A 19,638-nucleotide genomic window follows, 5' to 3' on the forward strand; every position below is an offset into this window, starting at 1 on the left:
GCCATGAAGCATATCCCGAACGCATACGCGGAGGGCGCCCCTGCGACGCCCTCCCCTCCTCCCGACATCTACGACGAGGTGGCCTACGCCTACGACGGCTCCCTGGAAGGGCTGCTCTCGGCCGTCTTCGCCGCCTACGAGCGCCACGAGCGTCCCACCGATGTCGCGCCGGAAGAGCGCCTGCAGCCCCGTCTCGGCCAGCGCGTGGCGCTCATCCCCACCGACCAGGACCGGGCCCTGCGCGTCATGAGCACCCTGCGCCGCCAGTGCGGCCGCGCGGCAGCCCTGGCGGTGACCCGCGCCGCTTGCTCGGACGAGCCGGATGCGGGCACGGCGGTCTACCGCTTCGTGCGCTATGCCATCGACGAGCAGAAGCATCGCGCATGCGAGCACTGCCGCAAGCGCGCCTCCTGCGCAGGCCGCGGCGGCATGGGGCCGTGCCCCAAGCAGCGGGGTCGCGCCTTCTCGGACATCACCCACCCGGCAGTAGAGCGGCTCTTCCGCATTTCGCGCTCGGTCGGTCAGGAATGCGAGCATATGCGCCAGTTCGTGCGCTTCCAGCACCTCGCCGGCGAAGGAGCCGATGTGTGGTTCGCCCGCGTGAACTCGAAGGCGTCGGTGGTGCCGCTCATCATGGATCATTTCGTGGAACGGCTCGGCGTGCAGCCCTTCATCATCTACGACGAGGTGCACCATCTCGCCGGCGTCTACGACGGCGGCGACTGGCAGCTGGTGAACACCGAGGGCGCCGGCGACTTGGAACGGGCGCTGCCCGACCGCACCGCCGACGAGGCCCTCATGAGCGAGGCCTGGCGCACCTTCTACAAAAGCGTCTCCATCGACGCCCGCTACCACCCGGAGCTGCGCCGTCAATTCATGCCCAAGCGCTTCTGGAAGAACCTCACCGAGCTGCAGGAAAGCCCTGCCGCCCTGCGCACCGCGCTACGCTGAGCGCGGGTGAGCCGCGGCCGCGCAAACATCCCCGCCGGTGCGACGACAGCCCTACAAGCTGAATACCAGCTCGCTGGTCGGGGCGGTCAGCTTGCCGGGCACGGGACGCTCGCACTCGTAGGCAATCCCCACGGCCGGCCCCACGTGCACGCCGATGACCGGACTGACGGGCAGCACCTCCACCGCGTGTCCCACCACCGGCTCAATAGCCTCGCGCGCCCATTTGATGGCGGGGGCCGCCGATCCGATGTAGTGCACCACCACGCGCTTGAGTCCGCACGCATCGATATCCTCCTTGAAGATATCGACCATACGCGCCAGCGTCTTCTTCCACGTGCGCACTTTCGCCAACGTAGCCGTCTCCCAATCGGCCACCGTGAGCACGGGGGAGATTTGCAGCAGACCGCCGAGCAACGCCGACGCACCTCCAATGCGACCGCCCGCCTTCAAAAAAGCAAGGCTCTCCGGCGCGAAGATGAACCGCGACGAGACGACCGAATCAATCGCCGCCTGCGCGCACCGCGTCAGATCGCCGCCCGCATCGCGCGCATCGCATGCATCGAGCACCGCGAACATCTCGTCGCCGCAGTTCGACGTCGAGTCGATCAGTGTGCAGCGGAACTGCTTGTAGCGCTCCTTGCAGGCCCGAGCGCTGCGCACCGCCCCCTCGAACGCTCCGGACATCTTCGACGAGATGAAAACCCCGAGCACCTCATCGGCCGCCTGCGCCGCCTTTTCGAAAATCGTCTCCATCGCATGCTGCGAGGGCTGGCTCGACGTAGGCGGATTGTCGATCATGTCGGCGATATCCTCGTAGAACGCATCGACGTCCATGTCGGCCTCGCGGTACTCACGACCATCCCGATTCACGAACAGCGAGACGACTTCGATATCGCGCGCCCGCACCACCTCGGCGGGGATAGAGGCGACCGAATCGGTGACGATCTTGACCACGACTTCTCCTTTCAGCGAGGCACCCGAAGGCATCCGCGCCGCACGCGACGGCGTATCGCGACGCTGCGGCCGCGATGGGGCATTTTTGCTATCGTACACCATGTGCACGGTCGAAAACGCGCGCAGAGGAGAAGTTCATGCGACCGTTGAGCCAAAAGTCGGCTAATACTTCCGCATGCCGCTGGCAGCTAGGCGCTACACGCCCGTGAAATCGAAAGCCGGGATGAAGCTCTCCTCGGCGGCTCCCCCTTCTTGCCAGAAGTAGTCCTCCACTCCCAACGCGTCAGCGAAATCCAGCAGCTCCTCGTACTCGGAATCGGGCACGGCGCGCCCCAGCTCGGGGCTCGCGACCAGAGCCGCGGCGGCCCGCGCATCACCCGCATCAGCGGCCCGGGCGATCACCGGCGTGTACTGGTTCATGAGCGACAGGCGAATATCGCCTCCAAAGCGTTCGTGGAGAAGCCTCACCACGGCCTTGGAGTTCTCCAGGGCCCCGGGCAGCATGAGATGGCGGACGACCACGCCGGAGACGAGGCGCTCCTGGCCACGGAACCCATCGTAGCGCGGGGCACCCGTCGCCTCGACCATCGCCTTCAGGGCCGCAAGAGCCACCTCGGGATAGTCGGCGGCACGGGAGTAGCGCGCCGCCAGCTCGCCGTCGACGTACTTGAAATCGGTGAGGTAGGCGTCCACGAAGCCGATATTGTCGCGCACTGCCTCCACGGTCTCGTAGCCGCCTGTGTTCCACAGCACCGGGAGCACCACGCCCTGCTCGCGGGCCAGGGCAACCGCCTCGCGGATCTGCGGCGCGAAGTGCGTCGGCGTCACGCAGTTGATGTTCAGCGCCCCGGCGCGCTCAAGCTCGCCCATAATGACAGCAAGGCGCTCGACGGTGATCGCCCGGGCCGCCTCGCCCAGGGCGATAGAGGCGTTCTGGCAGTAGACGCAGCGCAGAGGGCAGCCGGAGAAGAAGATGGTGCCGCTGCCGTCCTCGCCGGAGATCGGCGGCTCCTCCCAGAAGTGCAGCGCCGCCCGGGCCACGAGCACCTCGCCCGCAGCTCCGCAAACCCCGCGCTCCCCCGCCGCCCGATCGGCCCCGCACCTCCGGGGGCATAACTCGCACGACGATGGCAACGTGCAGAGGGGATGCGGGATGCCTTGACCGAGCGAGTTCCGCAGCGAACGGAAATGCCCGGTGGGCATTTCCGCCGAGCGAGGACTGTCTGAGCGAATCAAGGTATCCCGCAGCCCCGACCCTGGCGAGTCACAGCTAATTGGAGCTGTAATCGAAGTCGTCGTTGTACGGGGCGAAGTCGTCATAGTCGTCGTAGTCGTGATCCTCGCGGAAGTGGTCGTGGCCGCAGCCGTCCTCGTCGTCGTAGGCGCTCCAGTCCTCGTCCTCCTCGGAGGCAGGGTGCCCATAGGCCACTTCGGCGCGCGTCCAATCGAGCCCGGCCCGGGCCCCGGCCGCCTCGTCCTGGTACACCAGCGACAGCGCCGCCGGCGCCATATCGGCGCCCCCGATGACCACCAGAAGCTCCAGCAGGTGCATGGTCGCCTCCACGCCGGGCAAAATCACCTCGGCGTCGTCGGCGGCCATGAGCGCCGCGGACAGCTCGGCCAGAAGCATCTCGGCCGTGTAGTCGCCGGTGTAGCGCTGCTGGCGCACGGCCTGCACCACGGGATCGGCGGAGACGGGGCTGAACAGCGGAATCTGGTCGGCGTCCAGCGCCCCCACCGAGCGAGCCGAGGCATCGTCCAAGGCCACGGCCTCGATGGCGCTCACCAGATCGGCGGCCAAGGGCAGCGTGTGGGTGTTGCGCAGAAGCTGCGCGCGGCCCGGTGCCCCCACTTCCACCACTTCCCCGAAGATGGCGTCCAGAAGCCGGCGAACCTCATCGGTCAGCTCGGCTTCGGTGGCCACCGGCCCCAGAAGGTTCTCGCGGGCGAAGGCATCGGCGGCCACCAGCGAGCGCACCGTCGCCGGCGCCTCTACCATGACCAGGTCGTTCACCGTCGCCACGGCGTTGATCTCACGGGCGAAGTTCGGCGTGGCGGCCGACAAGTCCACCAGCGTGGATCCCTGGGCCGCCGTCGTGACGAGCCCCTCGTCGCCGAAGTACAAGTCCTCCAGCGCCGATCCGGAGGTGGCGAACGTCACCACGATGTCCGCCGAGGCGACATCGGACACTCGGGAGAAGCCGGCGTCGGCCAGGCGCCCCTCCACGGCCCCGATGAACGACGGGGCTCCCACGTAGGCGTACGACTTCGCCATTACTTGTCTCCCTTCACCTTGCGGGCGATGCGATCGGCCACGGACAGGTTCTCGCGCTTGTCATGGCCCCAGAACACCACGGCCAGCATATCGGTGCCCACATGAGACCCGATGACCGGCCCGATGTTGCACACCAGACACAAAAGCCCGGGCGCCTCCTTTTCCAGGGCCTCCTTCAAACGCGCGGCATCTTTGGGGCAGTCGGCGTGGCCCACAATGGCGACATGGGCCTGACCGGCGTCGTCGACGTTCTTCTTGTAGTACTCCGCCAGCTGCCTGATGCCCTTCTTGCGCCCCCGGGCCACGCCGACCAACGACAGCGTCCCGTCCTCGGCAATGACGAGCAGCGGCTTCACATCCAGGGCGGCACCGGCCACGGCAACCGAGGCGGGAATGCGGCCGCCGCGGCGCAAGGCCTCCAGGTCGTCCACCATGAACTCCTCGTTCACGAAGCAGCGGGCCTCCTCGGCCCAAGCGGCCAGCTCGGCGGCCGACATGCCCTTCTCGTGCTGCACCAGCGCCTCGTAGACGAGCAGCCCCTCGGCCACGCTGGCCAAATGGGTGTCCACGATGTGCAGCTCGAAGTCCGGGTGCTCGGCGAGAACCTGGTCGCGCACGACGCAGGCGGCGTCGAAAGAGGCGGACAGCCCGCTGGAGAACGCCAGGTACACCGCCGGCGTCCCCTCCTCGGCCGCCGCCGTGAACGTGTCGGTGAGCGTCTGCAGCGTCACCTGGGCCGTCGAGGGCTCGGCGCCCTTGCGCATGGCCCCGTAGAAGGCCTCGGCCGACACGGACTCGAACAGGTCATCCTCGAAGGTGCCCCCGTCGACGGTGTAGGGGAACTTCATGAGCGTGACGCCTGGGCGCCGCACCACCGAGGCGGGCAGATCGCAGCAGGAATCGATGATCAGGTGGCATTTCGCCATAGAGCGTCCTCTCTATAAAATATGTCGCAGCTCGGCCACCAGCGCCCGGCGGCGCTCGTTGAGGCCCAGCTCCAGACCAACAGGATAGGTGTGGGGGTTCAGCATACGCAACTGAGTTTCGTCAAGGGTTTCCAAACCAACACAAGCGCGGGCGCGGGCGGCCATGGCGCTGCGGTCCTCCGGCGCGAGCACCACCTTGCCGGCACGGGCCAAAGGACGCAGCAGTGTCTCGAAGCGCAGGCCCGAGAGGTTCTTCTGGCGCAAATCGTCCATGGGGTCCACGATGACCTCCCGCGCATCCGGCGTCTCGTTCACATCGAAGACCATGTCGCCAGCGATGCGGCCGTCGGACTGGTAGTACCGGCGCACGTCGAGCACGCCCGGGGTGGTGAGCTTGGCGGCCGACTCGGAGATCTTCAGCCGCGCCGTCCAAGGGGCATCCTCGCCCGCGCGAACCGCGGCCAGCTTGTAGACGCCGCCCAGAGTCGGCTGGTCATAGGCGCTCGCCAGCTTCGTGCCCACGCCGAAGGACATGACGTCGGCCCCCTCCTCCAGCATCGACTGGATGGTGTACTCGTCCAGATCGTTCGAGAGCACGATGCCGCAATCGGTAAGCCCCGCCTCATCCAGCATGCGCCGGGCCATCTTCGAGAGCCACGACAGGTCGCCCGAGTCGATGCGGATGCCGGCCAGGCGCTCGCCGCGCTCGCGCATTTCCAGGCCCACGGTGATGGCGTTCCTGATGCCCTGCTCCACATCGTAGGTATCCACCAGAAGGATGCAGTTGTTCGGGAAGATGCGGGCGTACTCGCGGAAGGCGGTAAGCTCGTCATCGAAGGACATGACCCAAGAATGGGCGTGAGTGCCCGAGACCGGGATGTTGAAGAGCTTGCCGGCCAGCACGTTCGAGGTTGAGGCGCAGCCGCCCACCACCGCCGCGCGCGATGCCCACACGCCGCCTAGGCCCTGGGCCCGACGCAGGCCGAACTCCGCCACGGGGCGCCCCTTGGCGGCGCGGCACACACGGGCGGCCTTGGTGGCGATGAGCGTTTGGAAGTTCACCATGTTCAACAGCGCCGTCTCGATGAGCTGGCACTGCATGATGGGGCCGGTGACCCGCACGAGCGGCTCGTGGGGGAACACGATCGTGCCCTCGGGCACCGCGTCGATATCCACCGACAGGCGCAGATCGCGCAGATACTCCAGGAAGGCCGGATCGAACAAGGGGCCGCCGGCCGGGGCGTCCAGCGAGGCCAGATAGGCGATGTCCTCCTCGCTGAAGCGGAACGTCTCCACCAGGTCGGCCAGCTGGGCCATGCCGCAGGCCACCGCGTAGCCCCCCTTGAAGGGGTAGTCGCGGAAGTACATGGTGAAGCAGGCCTCCTCGCCCGCTTTCTCGGCGTCCCAGTAGCCCTGGGCCATGGTGATCTGGTACAGATCGGTGAGCAGGGCGTAGTCCACGTTCATGAGTGAGGTGCCTCCCTAGTTTCCGGTGCCGTTGCCGCCGTTGCCGCCGGGCTGCTGGCCCGAGCCCGAGCCCGCGCCCGCGCCCGCGCCGCCGTCGGCCTTGGGCTTGCGGGAGCGGCGCCGGCGCCGGGGCTTGGAAGCGCCCCCGTCCGCCTTGGCGCCCTCGCCCCGGGACGCACTACCCTGCTCGGCCCGCAGCCCCGAGGATTTCTGGCCCGGCCGCGGCGAGGCGCCCTTGGACTTGCCGTCGCCCTGGCCGGAGCGAGAGCGGCCCTGGGAGCCCTTGGCCCTTTGCGCTTTCCCCTGGCCGCCCTGGCCGCTCTGGCTGCGCCCGCCGTCCTTGGGTCGCGCCCCGTCCTTGGGCCGCGAGGCCGTCCCGGAGCGCTGACGGCGCGGCTTCGGCGATGCGGCTCCCTCGCCGCGCGCGCCCTCCTCGCGGGAGGTGGACACGCGCTCCAAACCGCGCCCGTCGTCGGCCGCCGACAGCTTCGTGGAACGGCGGCGCTTGCGGGGCGGGGCGGCCGGGGCCGGAGACGCCGTCGGCGCCCCCGCCGAGCGCGAGCTGCCGCGCCCGCGGCCCTCGGAGCCGCTGCGGCGCGAGCGCCCCGCCTCGCCCGATCCTTTGCGCGATCCGCCGGTATGGCGCACCTTGGCGCCCTCGGCCAGCTTGTCGGCCCCGGTGAACTGGCTCGTCGAGAAGATGAGCGCCTCGCCGCCGATGAGCCCGCGATCGCTCGTCGCCTCTTCCCAAGCCTCCTCCCCCACGGCATTGGGCCGCGTAGCACCCTCGGGCGCCGGATCGAAGTCGGACAGGGGCACCTTCACGGGCTTTTCCCCCTCCACCTTCAGCGACACGATCTCCCGCGGCACGTCGTGATCGACCACCTTGGCAGGCCCGGCCGGCGTCTGCACCGTGGCGTTCAGCTTGGGAGCGCGGCCCTTGAAGTCCTTGTAGGCGTCGAACTCGTAGCGCAGACAGCACATGAGGCGCCCGCACAGCCCCGAGATCTTCTGGGGGTTCAGCGAGAGCCCCTGCTCCTTGGCCATGCGAATGGACACGGGGCAGAACTCGCCGCCGAGCCGCTTGCAGCACAGCTCCTGGCCGCAGTGCCCGATGCCGCCCACCATGCGGGCCTCGTCGCGCACGCCGATCTGACGCATGTCGATGCGCACGTGGAAGCGGGCCGCCAGCTTGCGTACCAGCTCGCGGAAGTCGATGCGCTCCTCGGCCTCGAAGTAGAAGACGGCCTTGTCGCCGTCGAGCAGAAATTCCACGGACACCGGGTGCATGTCCTCGTGGTACTCCCGGGCCATCTCCTTGAACACCGGCAGGGCCTCGGCGGAAGCGCGCTCCATCTCGGCCGCCTGCTCGATGTCCTCCTCGGTCGCGATGCGCTCCACGGGGCGCAGGGCGCTCTTCAGCGCGCGCACCTGCTCCTCGGACACCTCGATGACCTCGCTCGCGGCGATGCCGAACTCGGTGCCCCGGGCGGTGCGCACCACCACGGGCATGTCCTTCTCTATATCCAAATCGCCCGGATCGAACCATAGCGTCCGGGGGTTGAAGGTCAAGTTAATCGGTGCGACCCGAACCATGAACAACCTCTCTTACGTCGAACAGCAACGTGTCCAAGCACGTTTCTGGGGATACATTATAGGCCAGCGCCCGCTCGCACTCGTCCACCTTGGAGCAAGCTGCGGCGATGACCGCCGCATCGGCGCCGGAGAACAGCGCGACCAGCGAATCGCGCACATCGGTGTTGATGACCAGCTCCGGCGTCCCGCAGGCCACCATGAGCCCGTCGCGCAGCCACGAGCGAACCATGGCCGTCGTCTGGTGCAGATACTCGGAGGTCTTCGCCGACAGCTGGCGCTTGTTGCGCGCCTCTATCTGGCGGATGGCAGATTTCGCGAGAAAGTCGGCGTTCTCGGCAAGCTCCTCCTCTTGAGAGGCGCGCACCTCGTCGAGCGGCGCCTTCGACGCCTCCACGAGCGCGCGGGCCATCTCCACCACATCCCAGTCGTCGGCGCGCTGAAGCATGGCCAAATCGGAGAAGAGCCGCGTCCGGAAGGCGAGGCGCTCGCTTCCCGGCGCCCGCAGAAACGCCACGGCCGAGGTGATGGAGCCGCCGCAGGCCTCGATGGCCTGGCGCGCCTGGGCGGGATCGGCGCCGGTGTTCTGGGCCACGATGCCCGCGGCCTCCGAGGCGGGAATGTGGCGGAAGGGCACCACCTGGCAGCGGGAGACGATAGTGGGCAGCACCGACTCGCGGGTGCGACCCAGAAGGATCATCACCACGTCGTCGGCCGGCTCCTCCAGCGTCTTTAAGAACGCGTTGGCGGCGCTCGCGCCCAGCTGGTCCACGCGATCCAGAATGTAGATCTTCTTGTCGGCCTGAATGGGAGAGAGCGCCGTGTCGGCCACGATCTCGCGCACCTGTTCCACCAGATACCCGTTCGCGCCGGCCGGGGCGAAATAGCGCACGTCGGGATGCTTGCGCCGCAGAATGCGCCCGCAGCGGTCGCAGGCGCCGCAGGAACCGCCCCGCGGCCCGCGGGGCCCCTTCGGGCACATGAGTGCCTGGGCGAGCGCATAGGCGGCCTGGGTCTTGTTGGAGCCGGCCGGCCCCACGAACAGATAGGCCTGGGTCACCCGCTCCGAGACCACCGAGGCGCGCAGAAACTCGCGCACCTTGGGCTGTCCCAGAATGTTCTCGAAGGCGTCAGCCACGGGCGCCCTCCTTCGCCTTCGCTTCCTTCTCGGCGCGCTTGGCCGCCATCTCCCGTGAGACGAGGGCATCCAGATCCGCCCCGCCGGCCAGCGCCGCGGCGGCCTCCGGTAGCACGGGCGATACCGCCTCCAGCACGGCGCGGAACGTGTCGGCGCGGTGCACCCGCGAGAGCACCGTCCTCACCCGGGCCGGGTCGGCCTCGGCGATCTGCTCGAAGCCCACGGCCACCCGGCTGTGGAAGGCGTCGCCGGCCAGCTCCAGGCGGTCGGCCCCCTCGCGGCGCCCCATGCGCGAGCGCACGGCCGAGGCGGGGGCCACCAAAAGCACCGTGGCATCCGGCACCACCCCGTCGCAGGCGAACCGGTTCGCCGCGTCGATGAAGGCGCCGTCGAGCCCCCGCCCGCAGCCCTGGTAGGCCACGGTGGAGTCGTAGAACCTGTCGCACAGAACCACCGCCCCGCGCCCGAGCGCCGGACGGATGACCTCGTCGACGATCTGGGCCCGGGCCGCCTCGTAGATGAGCAGCTCGGCGCGGTCGCTCATGGCCTCATGGGCCGGATCGAGCACGACGGCGCGCAGAGCCTCCCCCACGGCGGTGCCGCCGGGCTCGCGCAGACGCACCACCTCGCGACCGGCATCTTCCAGAAGTCGGGCGAGGAAGCGTATCTGCGTCGACTTGCCGGCGCCGTCGCCCCCCTCGAAGGTGACGAAGACGCCCGTGTTCGCGGGTGCTGCCACAGCTGCTAGGCCCCTTCCCGCTCGGCGGCGGCGCACGCGCGCACGGCGTCGGCCACGGCGTCGGCCACGCGCGGGTCGAAGGGGTCGGGCATGATGAACTCCTCAGAGAGCTCCTCGTCGGAGACGAGCGCGGCCAAAGCCTCGGCAGCAGCCAGCTTCATGGGCTCGGTGATGCGCTCGGCCCGGGCCTGCAGCGCCCCCTTGAAGATGCCGGGGAAGGCGATGACGTTGTTCACCTGGTTCGGGAAGTCCGACCGTCCGGTGCCCACCACGCGCGCCCCGGCGGCGCGGGCCTTATCGGGGAAGATCTCGGGAGTGGGGTTGGCCATGGCGAACACGATGGCGTCGTCGGCCATGGAGGCGACCATGTCGGGCGTGATGACGCCGGGAGCCGAAACCCCGATGACGATGTCGGCGCCTTCCATGGCGTCGGCGAGCGTGCCGGATTTGTCCTCCAGGTTCGTGACGGCCAGCATGGCCTCTTGGGCCGGATTCATCCCCTCGTAGGAGGAGCTCAAGATGCCGCGGATGTCGCACATGGTCACGCGCGCGAAGCCGTAGGACAGAAGCAGCTTGGCGATGGCGATGCCCGCCGAGCCCGCGCCGTTGACGACCACGCGCACCGACGCTTTGTCCTTGCCCACAAGGCGCAGCGCGTTGATGATGCCCGAGAGCACCACGATGGCCGTGCCGTGCTGGTCGTCGTGGAAGACCGGGATGTCCAGCGCGTCGTTCAGCCGCGCCTCGATCTCGAAGCAGCGGGGGGCGGCGATGTCCTCCAGGTTGATGCCGCCGAAGGCCGGGGCGATGCGGATGACCGTCTCGATGATCTCGTCGGTGTCCTGGGTATCCAGGCAGATGGGGAACGCGTCCACGCCGCCAAAGGCCTTGAACAGGGCTGCCTTGCCCTCCATGACCGGCATGGCGGCGGCAGGGCCGATGTTGCCCAGCCCCAGAACAGCGCTGCCGTCGGAGACGACGGCCACCGTGTTCGCCTTCAGCGTATAGTCGTAGGCCGCCTCGGGGTTCTCGGCGATGACCTTGCAGGGCTCGGCGACCCCGGGGGTGTAGGCCACGGCCAGATCGTGGCGCGTGGCGATGTCCATCTTCGGATCGAAGGCGAGCTTGCCGCGCCACTCGGCGTGCTTGGCGAGCGATTCCGCTGCGATATCCATAGGTTCCAAGTCCTTAGAACGATTTCTCCCGTGTAAACCTGTCTATTGTACCCCCTCCCCGCCCGCGTACCCCCGCTCGCCCCTCCCCTGCGCACAAGTTCCACCCGCCGCACAAGTTTCGACCCCTAAGCCAGACTTGTGTATCGCGCCCTTCCCTGTCGCATCCCACCAGTCGCGCGCGCTTCGCCCCCCCCACCCTTGTGCCCCCCCCAACACCAACCTCTCACCTCTCGCATCCGCAAAACCTTTCCAACCAATCCCAAGGCCGCATTTGGGCAAAAAATTCGACTTGTTAGACTTTCGCCCCCTTGGCGACCTCCGCTTTGAGCTATATTGGGAAGAAAACGACCTAATTACCCGGAAAATCTGAGAATATCCTCCAAGGAAACTCTAACAACTCGAAATTCTTACTCCAAACAGGCCCGACTATTGGATGGAGGCGTCCGTGAACGAAGAGACCCCCGAAACGATGGCCATAGGCGAAATGCCTACTGGCGAAAACGTGTCCCACGAAAGGTGCCCCCGACAGCCATTGGTTACCGAACGCCTTAACGCCGAGACGGTGGGCGAGGCGGTTTACGACGCCATTCGCCAGTGCGCCGTCACGTTGCGGCCCGACTTCCAAAGAGCCGTGGAAGCGGCGCGCGAGGAGGCGGTGCCGGAGAGCCGGGAAGCGGGCGTGCTCGACCGCATCCTGGAAAACGCCCGCATCGGCGTGACCGACGGCGTGCCCATCTGCCAGGACACCGGCAGCGTGTGGGTGTGTTTGGAAGTCGGCGAAAAGCTCAGCGTGCCCGGCAACATCTTCAGCCGCGTGAACGACGCGGTGGCCCGCGCCTACACCGACGGCCACCTGCGCATGTCCCTTGTGCGCGACGCCCTGTTCGACCGCGCCAACACCGGCGACAACACGCCCGCCTTCTGCGAGCTGAAACTCGTGCCCGGCACCAGCGCCACCCTGCACGTGCTGCTGAAGGGCGGCGGCTCCGACAACGCCTCCCGCGTGGTCATGCTGCCCCCGGGCGCCGGCGCTAACGGCGTGCGCCGGGTGGTCCTCGATTGCGTGCGCGAGAAGGCGGCCAACGCCTGCCCGCCGCTCGTCATCGGGCTGGGGGTGGGCGCCACCTTCGACAAGGTGGCGGGACTCGCCAAGCACGCCCTTCTGCGCGAGGTGGGCGGCCCGGCCGCAAGCGCCGAGGCGGCGGCCTTTGAAGAAGAGCTGCTGGCGGAGGTGAACGCGCTCGGCATCGGTCCTGCGGCCCTGGGGGGCGCCCCCACGGCCCTGGCCGTGCACCTGGAGACGGCCCCCTGCCACATCGCCGCCCTGCCCGTTGCCGTGAACATGGGCTGCTGCGCCATGCGCAGTGCGTCCGTCAAGCTCGTTTAGCGTACCACCCCGAAAGGACTCCCCATGGCGAAAACCGTCTCCCTCACCTTGCCGCTGGCCCGCGCGGACCTCGCCGACCTCCAGGTCGGCGACGAGGTACTGCTCTCGGGCCCCGTCTACACCATGCGCGACGCCGGCCACGAGCGCGCCCTGCGATGCTTGGAAGACACTGGCCACCTCCCCTTCGATCTGGAAGGTGCCACCCTCTTCTACGCCGGCCCCACCCCCGCGGCGGCCGGGCGCCCCTTGGGCTCGGTCGGCCCCACCACCGCCAGCCGCATGGATTTCGCCACGCCGGCGCTCTTCGAGGCCGGCATCGTCGCCGCCATCGGCAAGGGCAAGCGCAGCCCCGAAGTCGTGCGCTCCTGCCAGGAAACCGGCAGCGTCTACCTCTGCACCGTGGGCGGCATCGCCGCGCTTCTAGCGAAATCCGTCACCGAAAGCGAACTTGTCGGCTGGGAAGACCTCGGCACCGAGGCTCTGCGCAAGCTCACCCTGAAGGACTTCCCCGTCTACGTCGCCGTCGACACCAAAGGCGGCGACCTCTACCGCAAGATAGAAGCCGCCGCCCAATAAGCTCGACAATTCAGCACTGCTCGACTTAAATCAAACCAACCCTCCGAGCGCTTCCCCCGGCAGGTTACTTCTTGGAAGCCGCTTTCCGGCCACCCTTAGAGCGACCGCTCTTCTTCTCGGCCTTCGCCTTCTCTTCCTCCTCCTTGCCCGGACAATCGAAGTTCGGGCACAGCTTCCACGGCCCGCGAGCCGTCTTGATGACCACCATGGGCGCGCCGCAGTGCTCGCACACCTCCTCGGTGGGAACGATGTCGCCGTACTGGGGCAACGGGTAGCGCGTCTGGCACTCGTCGAAGTTCTCGCAGGTGATGGAGCGCTTCAGCGTGCGCGGGTTGCGGCGGGCGATGAGGTTCTTGTCGAGCTCGCGCTCCGCGCACACGGGGCACTTGCCCACCACGACCTCGGGCTCCTGGTTGGAGGGGCAGGCGGGGTCGATGCACTGCACCCGCGGCTTGCTGCGGAAGGCGGTCACCTTCACCTGGGGCATGCCGCAGGTGGGGCACTTCTCGGGCACGGCCTCAATCTTGCCCTTGGGAAGCGGATAGGTCACGTCGCAGTCGGGCCAGCCGGCGCACCCGATGAACATCGACTTGGTCTTGTGGCTCGCCTTCAGTTGCAGATCCTTGCCGCACTTGGGGCACGGGCCCACGTAGGCGTCGGCGGCCACGGCATCGGAGAGCGCGTCGGCCACCTCCTCGGAATGGGGCATGAGGTTCGCCAGCTCCTGGGCGAGCAGGTTGCGGGAGGTCTCCACCACCTCGGCCTTCGTCTGCTCCCCCTCGGCGATGCGGTCCATGGAACGCTCCAGTTCGGCGGTCATCTCCGCGTGGGTGATGTGCGGCGCGAACTTGTCCAGGGCGTCGATGACGGCGATGCCCAGCTGCGAGGGCTCGATGGGGTCGTTCTGCACGTACTTCACCTGGTAGAGGCGCTCGATGATGGAGGCGCGGGTCGATTTCGTGCCGAGGCCCAGCTTCTCCATCTCCTGGACAAGCTTGCCCTGGGAATAGCGCGCCGGTGGCTCGGTCTGCTTCTTCGTGCAGGTGGCGCCGTTGAAGGCGATGGTGGAACCTTCGGAAAGCGCAGGGAGCTGCTCGTCCTTCTTTAGCCCGTAGGGGTAGATGGCGCGGAAGCCCGGCTCGGCCAGCACGTCGCCCTTGGCCACGAAGGGCTCGCCGGCCACATCCAGCGTCACCTTCGTGCCCTCCACGGTGGCCGGCCCCGAAAGGGTCGCCAAGAAGCGGCGGGCAATGAGGTTGTACAGTTTGTAGTCGGCCGCGGACAAATCGTCGGGCGTGGCGGCCGCCGTGGGGTAGATGGGCGGGTGGTCGGTGGTCTCGGTCTTGCCGCGCGTGGCCTTCAGGGGGGCGGCGGACAGCAGCTGCTTGCAGTAGGGGCCATAGGCGGGGTTCGCCGCGATGGCGTTCACCACCTCGGCCAGATCCAACGAATCCGGGTACACCGTGTTGTCCACGCGGGGGTAGGAGATGTAGCCGTCCATGTACAGGCTCTCGGCGATGCGCATGCAGCGGGCGGGACTGATGCCCTCGGCCGAGGCGGCGGCCATGAGTGACGTGGTGTTGAAGGGCACCGGGGCCGGAACCTTACGACACTTCTTCTCCACCGAGGCCACCCGCGCACTCACGGCGCCTTCCACGCGGGCCATGGCGGCCGCAGCCTCGGCCTCGGCCTTGAAGCGAGCCGTGGCATGGGGCGCCTCGAAGGCCTCGGGGCCGTCGCCGGCGGTGGGGCCGGCCGCAGCGACACCGTCGAAGGCACCGCGGATGACCCAGTAGTCCTCGGGCACAAACGCCATGCGCTCGCGCTCGCGCTCGACGATGATGGCGAGCGTCGGCGTCTGCACGCGGCCCGAGGAGCGCACGTTGCCGTAGCCGGCGAACTTCACCAGCGTGAGGTAGCGCGTGAGCACCGCGCCCCAGATGAGGTCGATGTCGCGGCGCGACCCGCCGGCGGCGGCCAAGTCGTCGTCCATGGGCACGAGGTTGGCGAAGGCATGGGTGATCTCCGGCTTCGTGAAGGCGGAGTAGCGCGCCCGCGACACCGGCGCCGTGGCGTTCACCTCGCGGCAGCACGACAGCGCGTCCGAGCCGATGAGCTCGCCCTCGCGGTCGAAGTCGGTGGCAATGACGATGGAGTCGGCCTTCTTCGCCAGGTTCTTCAGGGAGCGGATGATGTCCTTCTCCTTGGGCAGCTTCTCGATGGGCGCGTAGATGAGATACGGCAGCGCCTCCATCTTCCACCCCTTGAGTTCCACGCCGTCGGCGGTGAAGGGCTTCTTCTTTTTGAAGGGGGGCTTGGCGAGGCTGTCCGGCACCACGGCGGGCAGCATCTCGCCCTCGGCGGTGACACCCTCCCAACCGCCACGCTTCTTATAGGTAAGGCTCGGGGTGAAATCCGGCTCCAGGATGTGGCCGCGCAGGCCGATGGTCACCCACTCCTCCCCCTCGACTTCGAACCGGTAGACCGGCGTGTTGAACACCTTGTCGGCTTTGGGCTTGGAAGCGCCCAGAAGATCGGCGATCTTCACCGCCGCGTCGTTCTTCTCCGTAACGACCAGTTTCACGGAACCATCCTCCTTCTCGGCCGCATGATGCGGCCCTCACGTTCGCACGATTTACCCCACCTTGAGATTTTTACGTGCGCGGGGTTTCTCTGGGCAGCCGCGCCGCCTTGAGGCCGCGCGAATGCGTGGGGCCTAGGATACACGATTTACCGCGCCGCGGTGCGAGAAAGTCGTTAAATCTGCGCGACCCCGCATGCGGCTCCATTTCGCGTTCGCGCACCCCGCGCCCGGGCGCCTTCGCCTGCACCGCATTCGCGCGCGAAGCCGCCCCCGCAAGGTTCCCGTAAGGTCGATGACCGTTTCATGGGCGTCCCGTAGTCGATTTATGAAGACGGAGCCTGCGGGTTACCATAGATGCCGGACGCCGTCGAATCGCAGCATTCGACCCGCGAATACCGAGCATCAACGTACCCCCGGCGGCGCCTTCGCGCAACGTGACCCACCCCGAGGAGATTCCGTGGACAGCAAGATCATCAAAGCCTTCATCGGCCTCATTGCCGCCTTCATCCTCGTCATCGCCGTTTTCGGCATCCTGCCCCAGCTGGGCATGAAGGGCCCCTTCGAGAACTTCCAGAACCCCCTGGCCGGCCTGTTCGAGGGCGGCAAAAACGCCGCGGCCAATGCGGCCCTTGACGTGTCGGGCCTGAAGTCGAAGGCCGAGAGCGCCCTGCGCGGCAATACCGATCGCATCGCCGAGGCCACGGGCATGTCCTCCTCCCAGGTGGACGCCGCCATCGACGCGCTGGACATCCAAAGCTGGGAGGTGACGAGCCTGCCCGAGGGCGCCGAGAAGACCGGCTCGGCCAACATCAGCTACAGCGGCACCGACGCCACCATCACCACCTACGACGACCCCTCCGTCGTCACCGTCACCGCCATGGGCCAGGACATCACCCTCGCCGTCCCCGACTCTGCCCAAGGTTATCTGCCGTTCTTGAGCTACTTGGGGTAGGCGGAACCCCCCGGACGCGGGCGCCGAGATCGCAGAACTCGGTTAGTGCCGCCCGATATCGTCCGCAGCAGCAATCCAGCTGCGTTCGCCAACTCCACGAAATCTGGCAAGTTTTCCTTGGTTTTCGACATCTTCTTCGCCAGGAGCATCTCGATCAAGCCCAAATCATCCCCAGCTCTCAATCCCGACCTGGGGAAACGCCACGTCAATCCTGACGGGTCTTCCCCCTCCCGGCTCCTCACGTCGAAAACCTCTAAAAACTCGCCGCCTCAAGCCATTCAAAACAGCACGCACCAAAAGGGCCGCTCACCCACAAGCGGCCCTTACAACCATTCTCCGGCTAATCTCCTCTCCACAAGCCACCTTTTCATCGACGAGGGCTTTTCGACAACCATTGCACAACATCGCACCGCAAGCATAATCGATTCGAATGACCCTCTCTCTCGTCGACAGTAACCTACTCGCTTCCGGAGAACCTGACCTCGTACTCTTGCCCAATAGCTGACCCCACCGTCGTCACATATTGTGCGAGCAGTGTCTCCGCTCTCTTCCTGGCGCGCTCCAAGAGCTCGGGGCTGTTCTCCACAGCCGACACCATTTCCGACTGAGCCGTTTGAAGCGCGAGACTTTGATCCATTGTTTCGATTTTCGTCAGCAACCCTGTATCAGCATAAACATCCGAAAACGATGTCTCATCGATTTGCGGAATTCCGAGAACCTGCGCTTCGGGAACGAAAACGGTTACCACGTTGCTTGCGTCAGGCCCCTCAATTCGCACCTGCGAAACGTCAACGCCAAGCTCAACGCTGCCGTCGTATTCAAACCATGCCTTCTTGTAGCCCACATTGATGCCAAAAATGATATCAGTACCATCGTTGTAGATTTCTGCCACGTTATGAAAGGTACAATCTATAGTTGCGAGGTCAGCGATCTTCTTATACCCAGAAAAGTCGGGTTGTTCTTGCTTGTCGCACCCGGAAAGACCCAGCACGATAAACAGCGCCACGACAGCCACAAACAGCTGCTTACTCTGCCTCATTCTGCATCCCCTCTCGCCCAGACTCCTCTTTCGCGGAAACTTCCTCGAATTCGATCTGCCAAGCACTATCAAGTAAAGGTCTGATTAGCGCTTCGACGGTTTCACGCACGCTTTCCATCGCTTCAGTGCGAAGCCCCGCATCGCTGAACTCACTCGCGACGTCCTCCTTGCAGAGAGCAATCACATCTCGAACATCGGCCGTAGCGTTTTCTGGCAAGTAGCCGAACTTCGTTTCATCCAAAACTGGATCGGATATCTCCACATCTGGAAGCAAAACGGTAACCGACTTATCCTCATTGTTCACGCGAAAATCAATCGCAGACATGTCGTAGCTTGCTCGCACATGAGCTTCGTACTTAACTCGATAGTCTACGTTCTCCGCCCAAAGAAATTGACTCGTCTTCTCCGCGATACCTTTATAGGTATAATCGACTACTTCCAAATCTCCGATGTCTACGGCACTTTTCAGCGTCGCGTCAGAGAGGTACTGCGTTTCATCGTTGTCGAGCGCTAGCGGTAAAGCGACCCCGAAAATCAAAATTATAAGAATCGCCACAACAACGAGACTGAGGATCTTGATCTTCAGCGGAACTTTTCTGAGAAAAGCCCTCCAGGCGCTTCCTCGACCTCCCACGAGTTCGTCAGGATCCTCTCTATGTCCACTTTTGCGCAAACGGTTTTCCCGTCCGTCGAGAGAAAGCTCCTCCTCGCTCTCCCAGCTGGCGAGTTCTTTGGGGCGTTGCGATTCGTTCTCCAAAGACGTTTCCTTCCAATCACCTACATTGCTTACACCACTTGCTCAAGACGATCATCTCGTATATCGTCTCTTGTGTAGGAACACATCCGATTACCCCACTCTGGAGGCGACATGAAAGTATTGCCGTACATCGTTGGAATCATTGTAGCAATTGTTGCAATCATTCTGCTTGCCAGTTCTTTTGGGATCATCGATATTCGTCTATGAGTCTCCCATCGCGCCTTCCGCACCCGCAACGGCACAATCGTATACGCCGCATCTAGGCACTAAGCTCCATTCTCCAAGTCGTACAGTTTTTCATAGACCCTAGCATTCACCTCGTTGTAATAAGCCAAATCTGCTGGAGAGAGCGCACCCGTGTCAACTTCGTTCATCTTTGCGGTCATGTCCGTGTACCGCTCCATGTAGGTATTGAAATCATCCAGCATTTCGGGAGTGTAGTCGGTTGACTCTTCGTATTTGTCCATGAAAGCGATGTACTCATCGAAGAACGCCTCATAGCTGTCCATATATTCTTTGAACGAAGGGGTGACCTCACCCGAAGCAGAAGCACCGCCCGTAGGCTCTTCGTCTTGATTAGTCTTTTGGTCGGGGGCATCCGTCGCCGCGCCATCATCGGCACCGACGTCCTCTTCGCTTCCGCCATTGGATACCCCCGAGCCACCCGACTCTTCTTCTTTTGGTGCTTCCAAGCTAAACGACATATAGCTTTTGTCCTCGTCGTATCCCAGATGGAGATAGTACCCTTCTTCGTTCCAGGCCCAAAAAGCATCGTTGTTCTTCGTGTATTCCACCGTAAAGCCTGCATCTTCGCAAGATGCCACATAGGCCCCGTACTGCTCACGCGTATAGTTACCAACATCCCCGTTGAACCACTGCGCTTTGTCGTTGTATATCACTCCATAGCTCGATTCGGGAGCCGGCAGCATCGCCCCCAGCCCCCGATCCGGCCATTGCATTTCTGCAAAACGATCCGTTGGATCGTGCCGATAATTTTCTAAAGCGGCCCTATCGCAGGCAGGGGCAATGGCCACGCCTGCAACAAAACATGCAACCGTCAGAGCCAGCAGCGCTTTCCTCAAATTTCCAAGCAATGAGAGATTCATAGCTCGATCCTTTCCAGAC

17 protein-coding genes are annotated in these 19,638 nt (G+C 65.4%); 4 read left to right on the top strand and 13 right to left on the bottom strand.

What is annotated here, in order from left to right; genetic code table 11:
• The first annotated feature begins 3 nt into the window (after positions 1-3).
• Positions 4-951, top strand: a complete 948-nt coding sequence (locus ACW4LP_RS02665; protein WP_418379806.1) for a TIGR03915 family putative DNA repair protein — start codon at positions 4-6, stop codon at positions 949-951.
• 51 nt (positions 952-1,002) lie between these two features.
• Here ACW4LP_RS02665 and ACW4LP_RS02670 read toward each other — a convergent pair whose 3' ends face one another.
• The 9 genes from ACW4LP_RS02670 to ACW4LP_RS02710 form a co-directional block, all read right to left on the bottom strand.
• A complete protein-coding gene (locus tag ACW4LP_RS02670) occupies positions 1,003-1,905 on the bottom strand; it encodes a DegV family protein (protein WP_418379807.1) in 903 nt (300 codons plus the stop codon).
• Between the two features lie 195 nt (positions 1,906-2,100).
• Positions 2,101-3,039, bottom strand: a complete 939-nt coding sequence (locus tag ACW4LP_RS02675) for a radical SAM protein (RefSeq protein ID WP_455803457.1) — start codon at positions 3,037-3,039, stop codon at positions 2,101-2,103.
• Between the two features lie 136 nt (positions 3,040-3,175).
• Entirely contained in the window at positions 3,176-4,180 is a 1,005-nt protein-coding gene (locus ACW4LP_RS02680) for an NAD(P)-binding domain-containing protein (RefSeq protein ID WP_455803448.1), read from the bottom strand.
• Entirely contained in the window at positions 4,180-5,106 is a 927-nt protein-coding gene (locus tag ACW4LP_RS02685) for a DegV family protein (protein ID WP_161127801.1), read from the bottom strand. The genes ACW4LP_RS02680 and ACW4LP_RS02685 overlap by 1 nt, the downstream gene beginning before the upstream one ends.
• 12 nt (positions 5,107-5,118) lie before the next feature.
• Positions 5,119-6,573 (bottom strand): nicotinate phosphoribosyltransferase, encoded by a 1,455-nt coding sequence (locus ACW4LP_RS02690; protein ID WP_022740218.1) that lies wholly within the window; start codon positions 6,571-6,573, stop codon positions 5,119-5,121.
• A gap of 15 nt (positions 6,574-6,588) precedes the next feature.
• On the bottom strand, positions 6,589-8,169 hold the full coding sequence (gene ricT / locus ACW4LP_RS02695; RefSeq protein WP_161127803.1) for a regulatory iron-sulfur-containing complex subunit RicT: 1,581 nt from the start codon (positions 8,167-8,169) through the stop codon (positions 6,589-6,591).
• Positions 8,147-9,304, bottom strand: coding sequence for a DNA polymerase III subunit (locus ACW4LP_RS02700; RefSeq protein WP_455803449.1), 1,158 nt, complete (start codon positions 9,302-9,304; stop codon positions 8,147-8,149). Before ACW4LP_RS02700 ends, ricT begins: the two co-directional genes overlap by 23 nt.
• On the bottom strand, positions 9,297-10,043 hold the full coding sequence (gene tmk / locus ACW4LP_RS02705; protein ID WP_161127805.1) for a dTMP kinase: 747 nt from the start codon (positions 10,041-10,043) through the stop codon (positions 9,297-9,299). The genes ACW4LP_RS02700 and tmk overlap by 8 nt, the downstream gene beginning before the upstream one ends.
• 5 nt (positions 10,044-10,048) lie before the next feature.
• On the bottom strand, positions 10,049-11,218 hold the full coding sequence (locus ACW4LP_RS02710) for an NAD(P)-dependent malic enzyme (RefSeq protein WP_237974356.1): 1,170 nt from the start codon (positions 11,216-11,218) through the stop codon (positions 10,049-10,051).
• Between the two features lie 532 nt (positions 11,219-11,750).
• On the opposite strand from ACW4LP_RS02710, the gene ACW4LP_RS02715 reads away from it, so the two are divergent.
• A complete protein-coding gene (locus ACW4LP_RS02715; protein WP_237418851.1) occupies positions 11,751-12,605 on the top strand; it encodes a fumarate hydratase in 855 nt (284 codons plus the stop codon).
• A gap of 24 nt (positions 12,606-12,629) precedes the next feature.
• Positions 12,630-13,181: a FumA C-terminus/TtdB family hydratase beta subunit gene (locus ACW4LP_RS02720; RefSeq protein ID WP_455803450.1), complete on the top strand. Its 552-nt coding sequence runs from the start codon at positions 12,630-12,632 to the stop codon at positions 13,179-13,181.
• Between the two features lie 64 nt (positions 13,182-13,245).
• Here ACW4LP_RS02720 and ACW4LP_RS02725 read toward each other — a convergent pair whose 3' ends face one another.
• Positions 13,246-15,765 (bottom strand): DNA topoisomerase I, encoded by a 2,520-nt coding sequence (locus tag ACW4LP_RS02725; protein ID WP_412668416.1) that lies wholly within the window; start codon positions 15,763-15,765, stop codon positions 13,246-13,248.
• A gap of 457 nt (positions 15,766-16,222) precedes the next feature.
• Between ACW4LP_RS02725 and ACW4LP_RS02730 the strand changes: the two genes are divergently transcribed.
• Positions 16,223-16,717 carry a hypothetical protein gene (locus ACW4LP_RS02730; RefSeq protein WP_412668417.1) on the top strand — a complete coding sequence of 165 codons (495 nt, stop codon included), beginning with the start codon at positions 16,223-16,225 and terminating at the stop codon, positions 16,715-16,717.
• Between the two features lie 457 nt (positions 16,718-17,174).
• On the opposite strand, the gene ACW4LP_RS02735 is transcribed toward ACW4LP_RS02730, so the two are convergent.
• The 3 genes from ACW4LP_RS02735 to ACW4LP_RS02745 form a co-directional block, all read right to left on the bottom strand.
• Positions 17,175-17,756 carry a DUF4230 domain-containing protein gene (locus tag ACW4LP_RS02735; RefSeq protein WP_114540366.1) on the bottom strand — a complete coding sequence of 194 codons (582 nt, stop codon included), beginning with the start codon at positions 17,754-17,756 and terminating at the stop codon, positions 17,175-17,177.
• Positions 17,743-18,513 (bottom strand): DUF4230 domain-containing protein, encoded by a 771-nt coding sequence (locus ACW4LP_RS02740; RefSeq protein ID WP_412668418.1) that lies wholly within the window; start codon positions 18,511-18,513, stop codon positions 17,743-17,745. The genes ACW4LP_RS02735 and ACW4LP_RS02740 overlap by 14 nt, the downstream gene beginning before the upstream one ends.
• A gap of 266 nt (positions 18,514-18,779) precedes the next feature.
• Positions 18,780-19,619 (bottom strand): DUF6591 domain-containing protein, encoded by an 840-nt coding sequence (locus tag ACW4LP_RS02745; protein WP_412668419.1) that lies wholly within the window; start codon positions 19,617-19,619, stop codon positions 18,780-18,782.
• Positions 19,620-19,638 lie beyond the last annotated feature (19 nt).

The organism is Adlercreutzia sp. CNCM I-6215, from assembly GCF_977072315.1.

Bases quoted from the DNA above. Each gene is read 5' to 3' on its own strand.
- ACW4LP_RS02665 (WP_418379806.1), top strand. From the start codon at position 4: ATGAAGCATATCCCGAACGCATACGCGGAGGGCGCCCCTGCGACGCCC.
- ACW4LP_RS02680 (WP_455803448.1), bottom strand. From the start codon at position 4,180: ATGGCGAAGTCGTACGCCTACGTGGGAGCCCCGTCGTTCATCGGGGCC.
- ACW4LP_RS02685 (WP_161127801.1), bottom strand. From the start codon at position 5,106: ATGGCGAAATGCCACCTGATCATCGATTCCTGCTGCGATCTGCCCGCC.
- ACW4LP_RS02690 (WP_022740218.1), bottom strand. From the start codon at position 6,573: ATGAACGTGGACTACGCCCTGCTCACCGATCTGTACCAGATCACCATG.
- ricT (WP_161127803.1), bottom strand. From the start codon at position 8,169: ATGGTTCGGGTCGCACCGATTAACTTGACCTTCAACCCCCGGACGCTA.
- ACW4LP_RS02710 (WP_237974356.1), bottom strand. From the start codon at position 11,218: ATGGATATCGCAGCGGAATCGCTCGCCAAGCACGCCGAGTGGCGCGGC.
- ACW4LP_RS02720 (WP_455803450.1), top strand. From the start codon at position 12,630: ATGGCGAAAACCGTCTCCCTCACCTTGCCGCTGGCCCGCGCGGACCTC.
- ACW4LP_RS02735 (WP_114540366.1), bottom strand. From the start codon at position 17,756: ATGAGGCAGAGTAAGCAGCTGTTTGTGGCTGTCGTGGCGCTGTTTATC.
- ACW4LP_RS02745 (WP_412668419.1), bottom strand. From the start codon at position 19,619: ATGAATCTCTCATTGCTTGGAAATTTGAGGAAAGCGCTGCTGGCTCTG.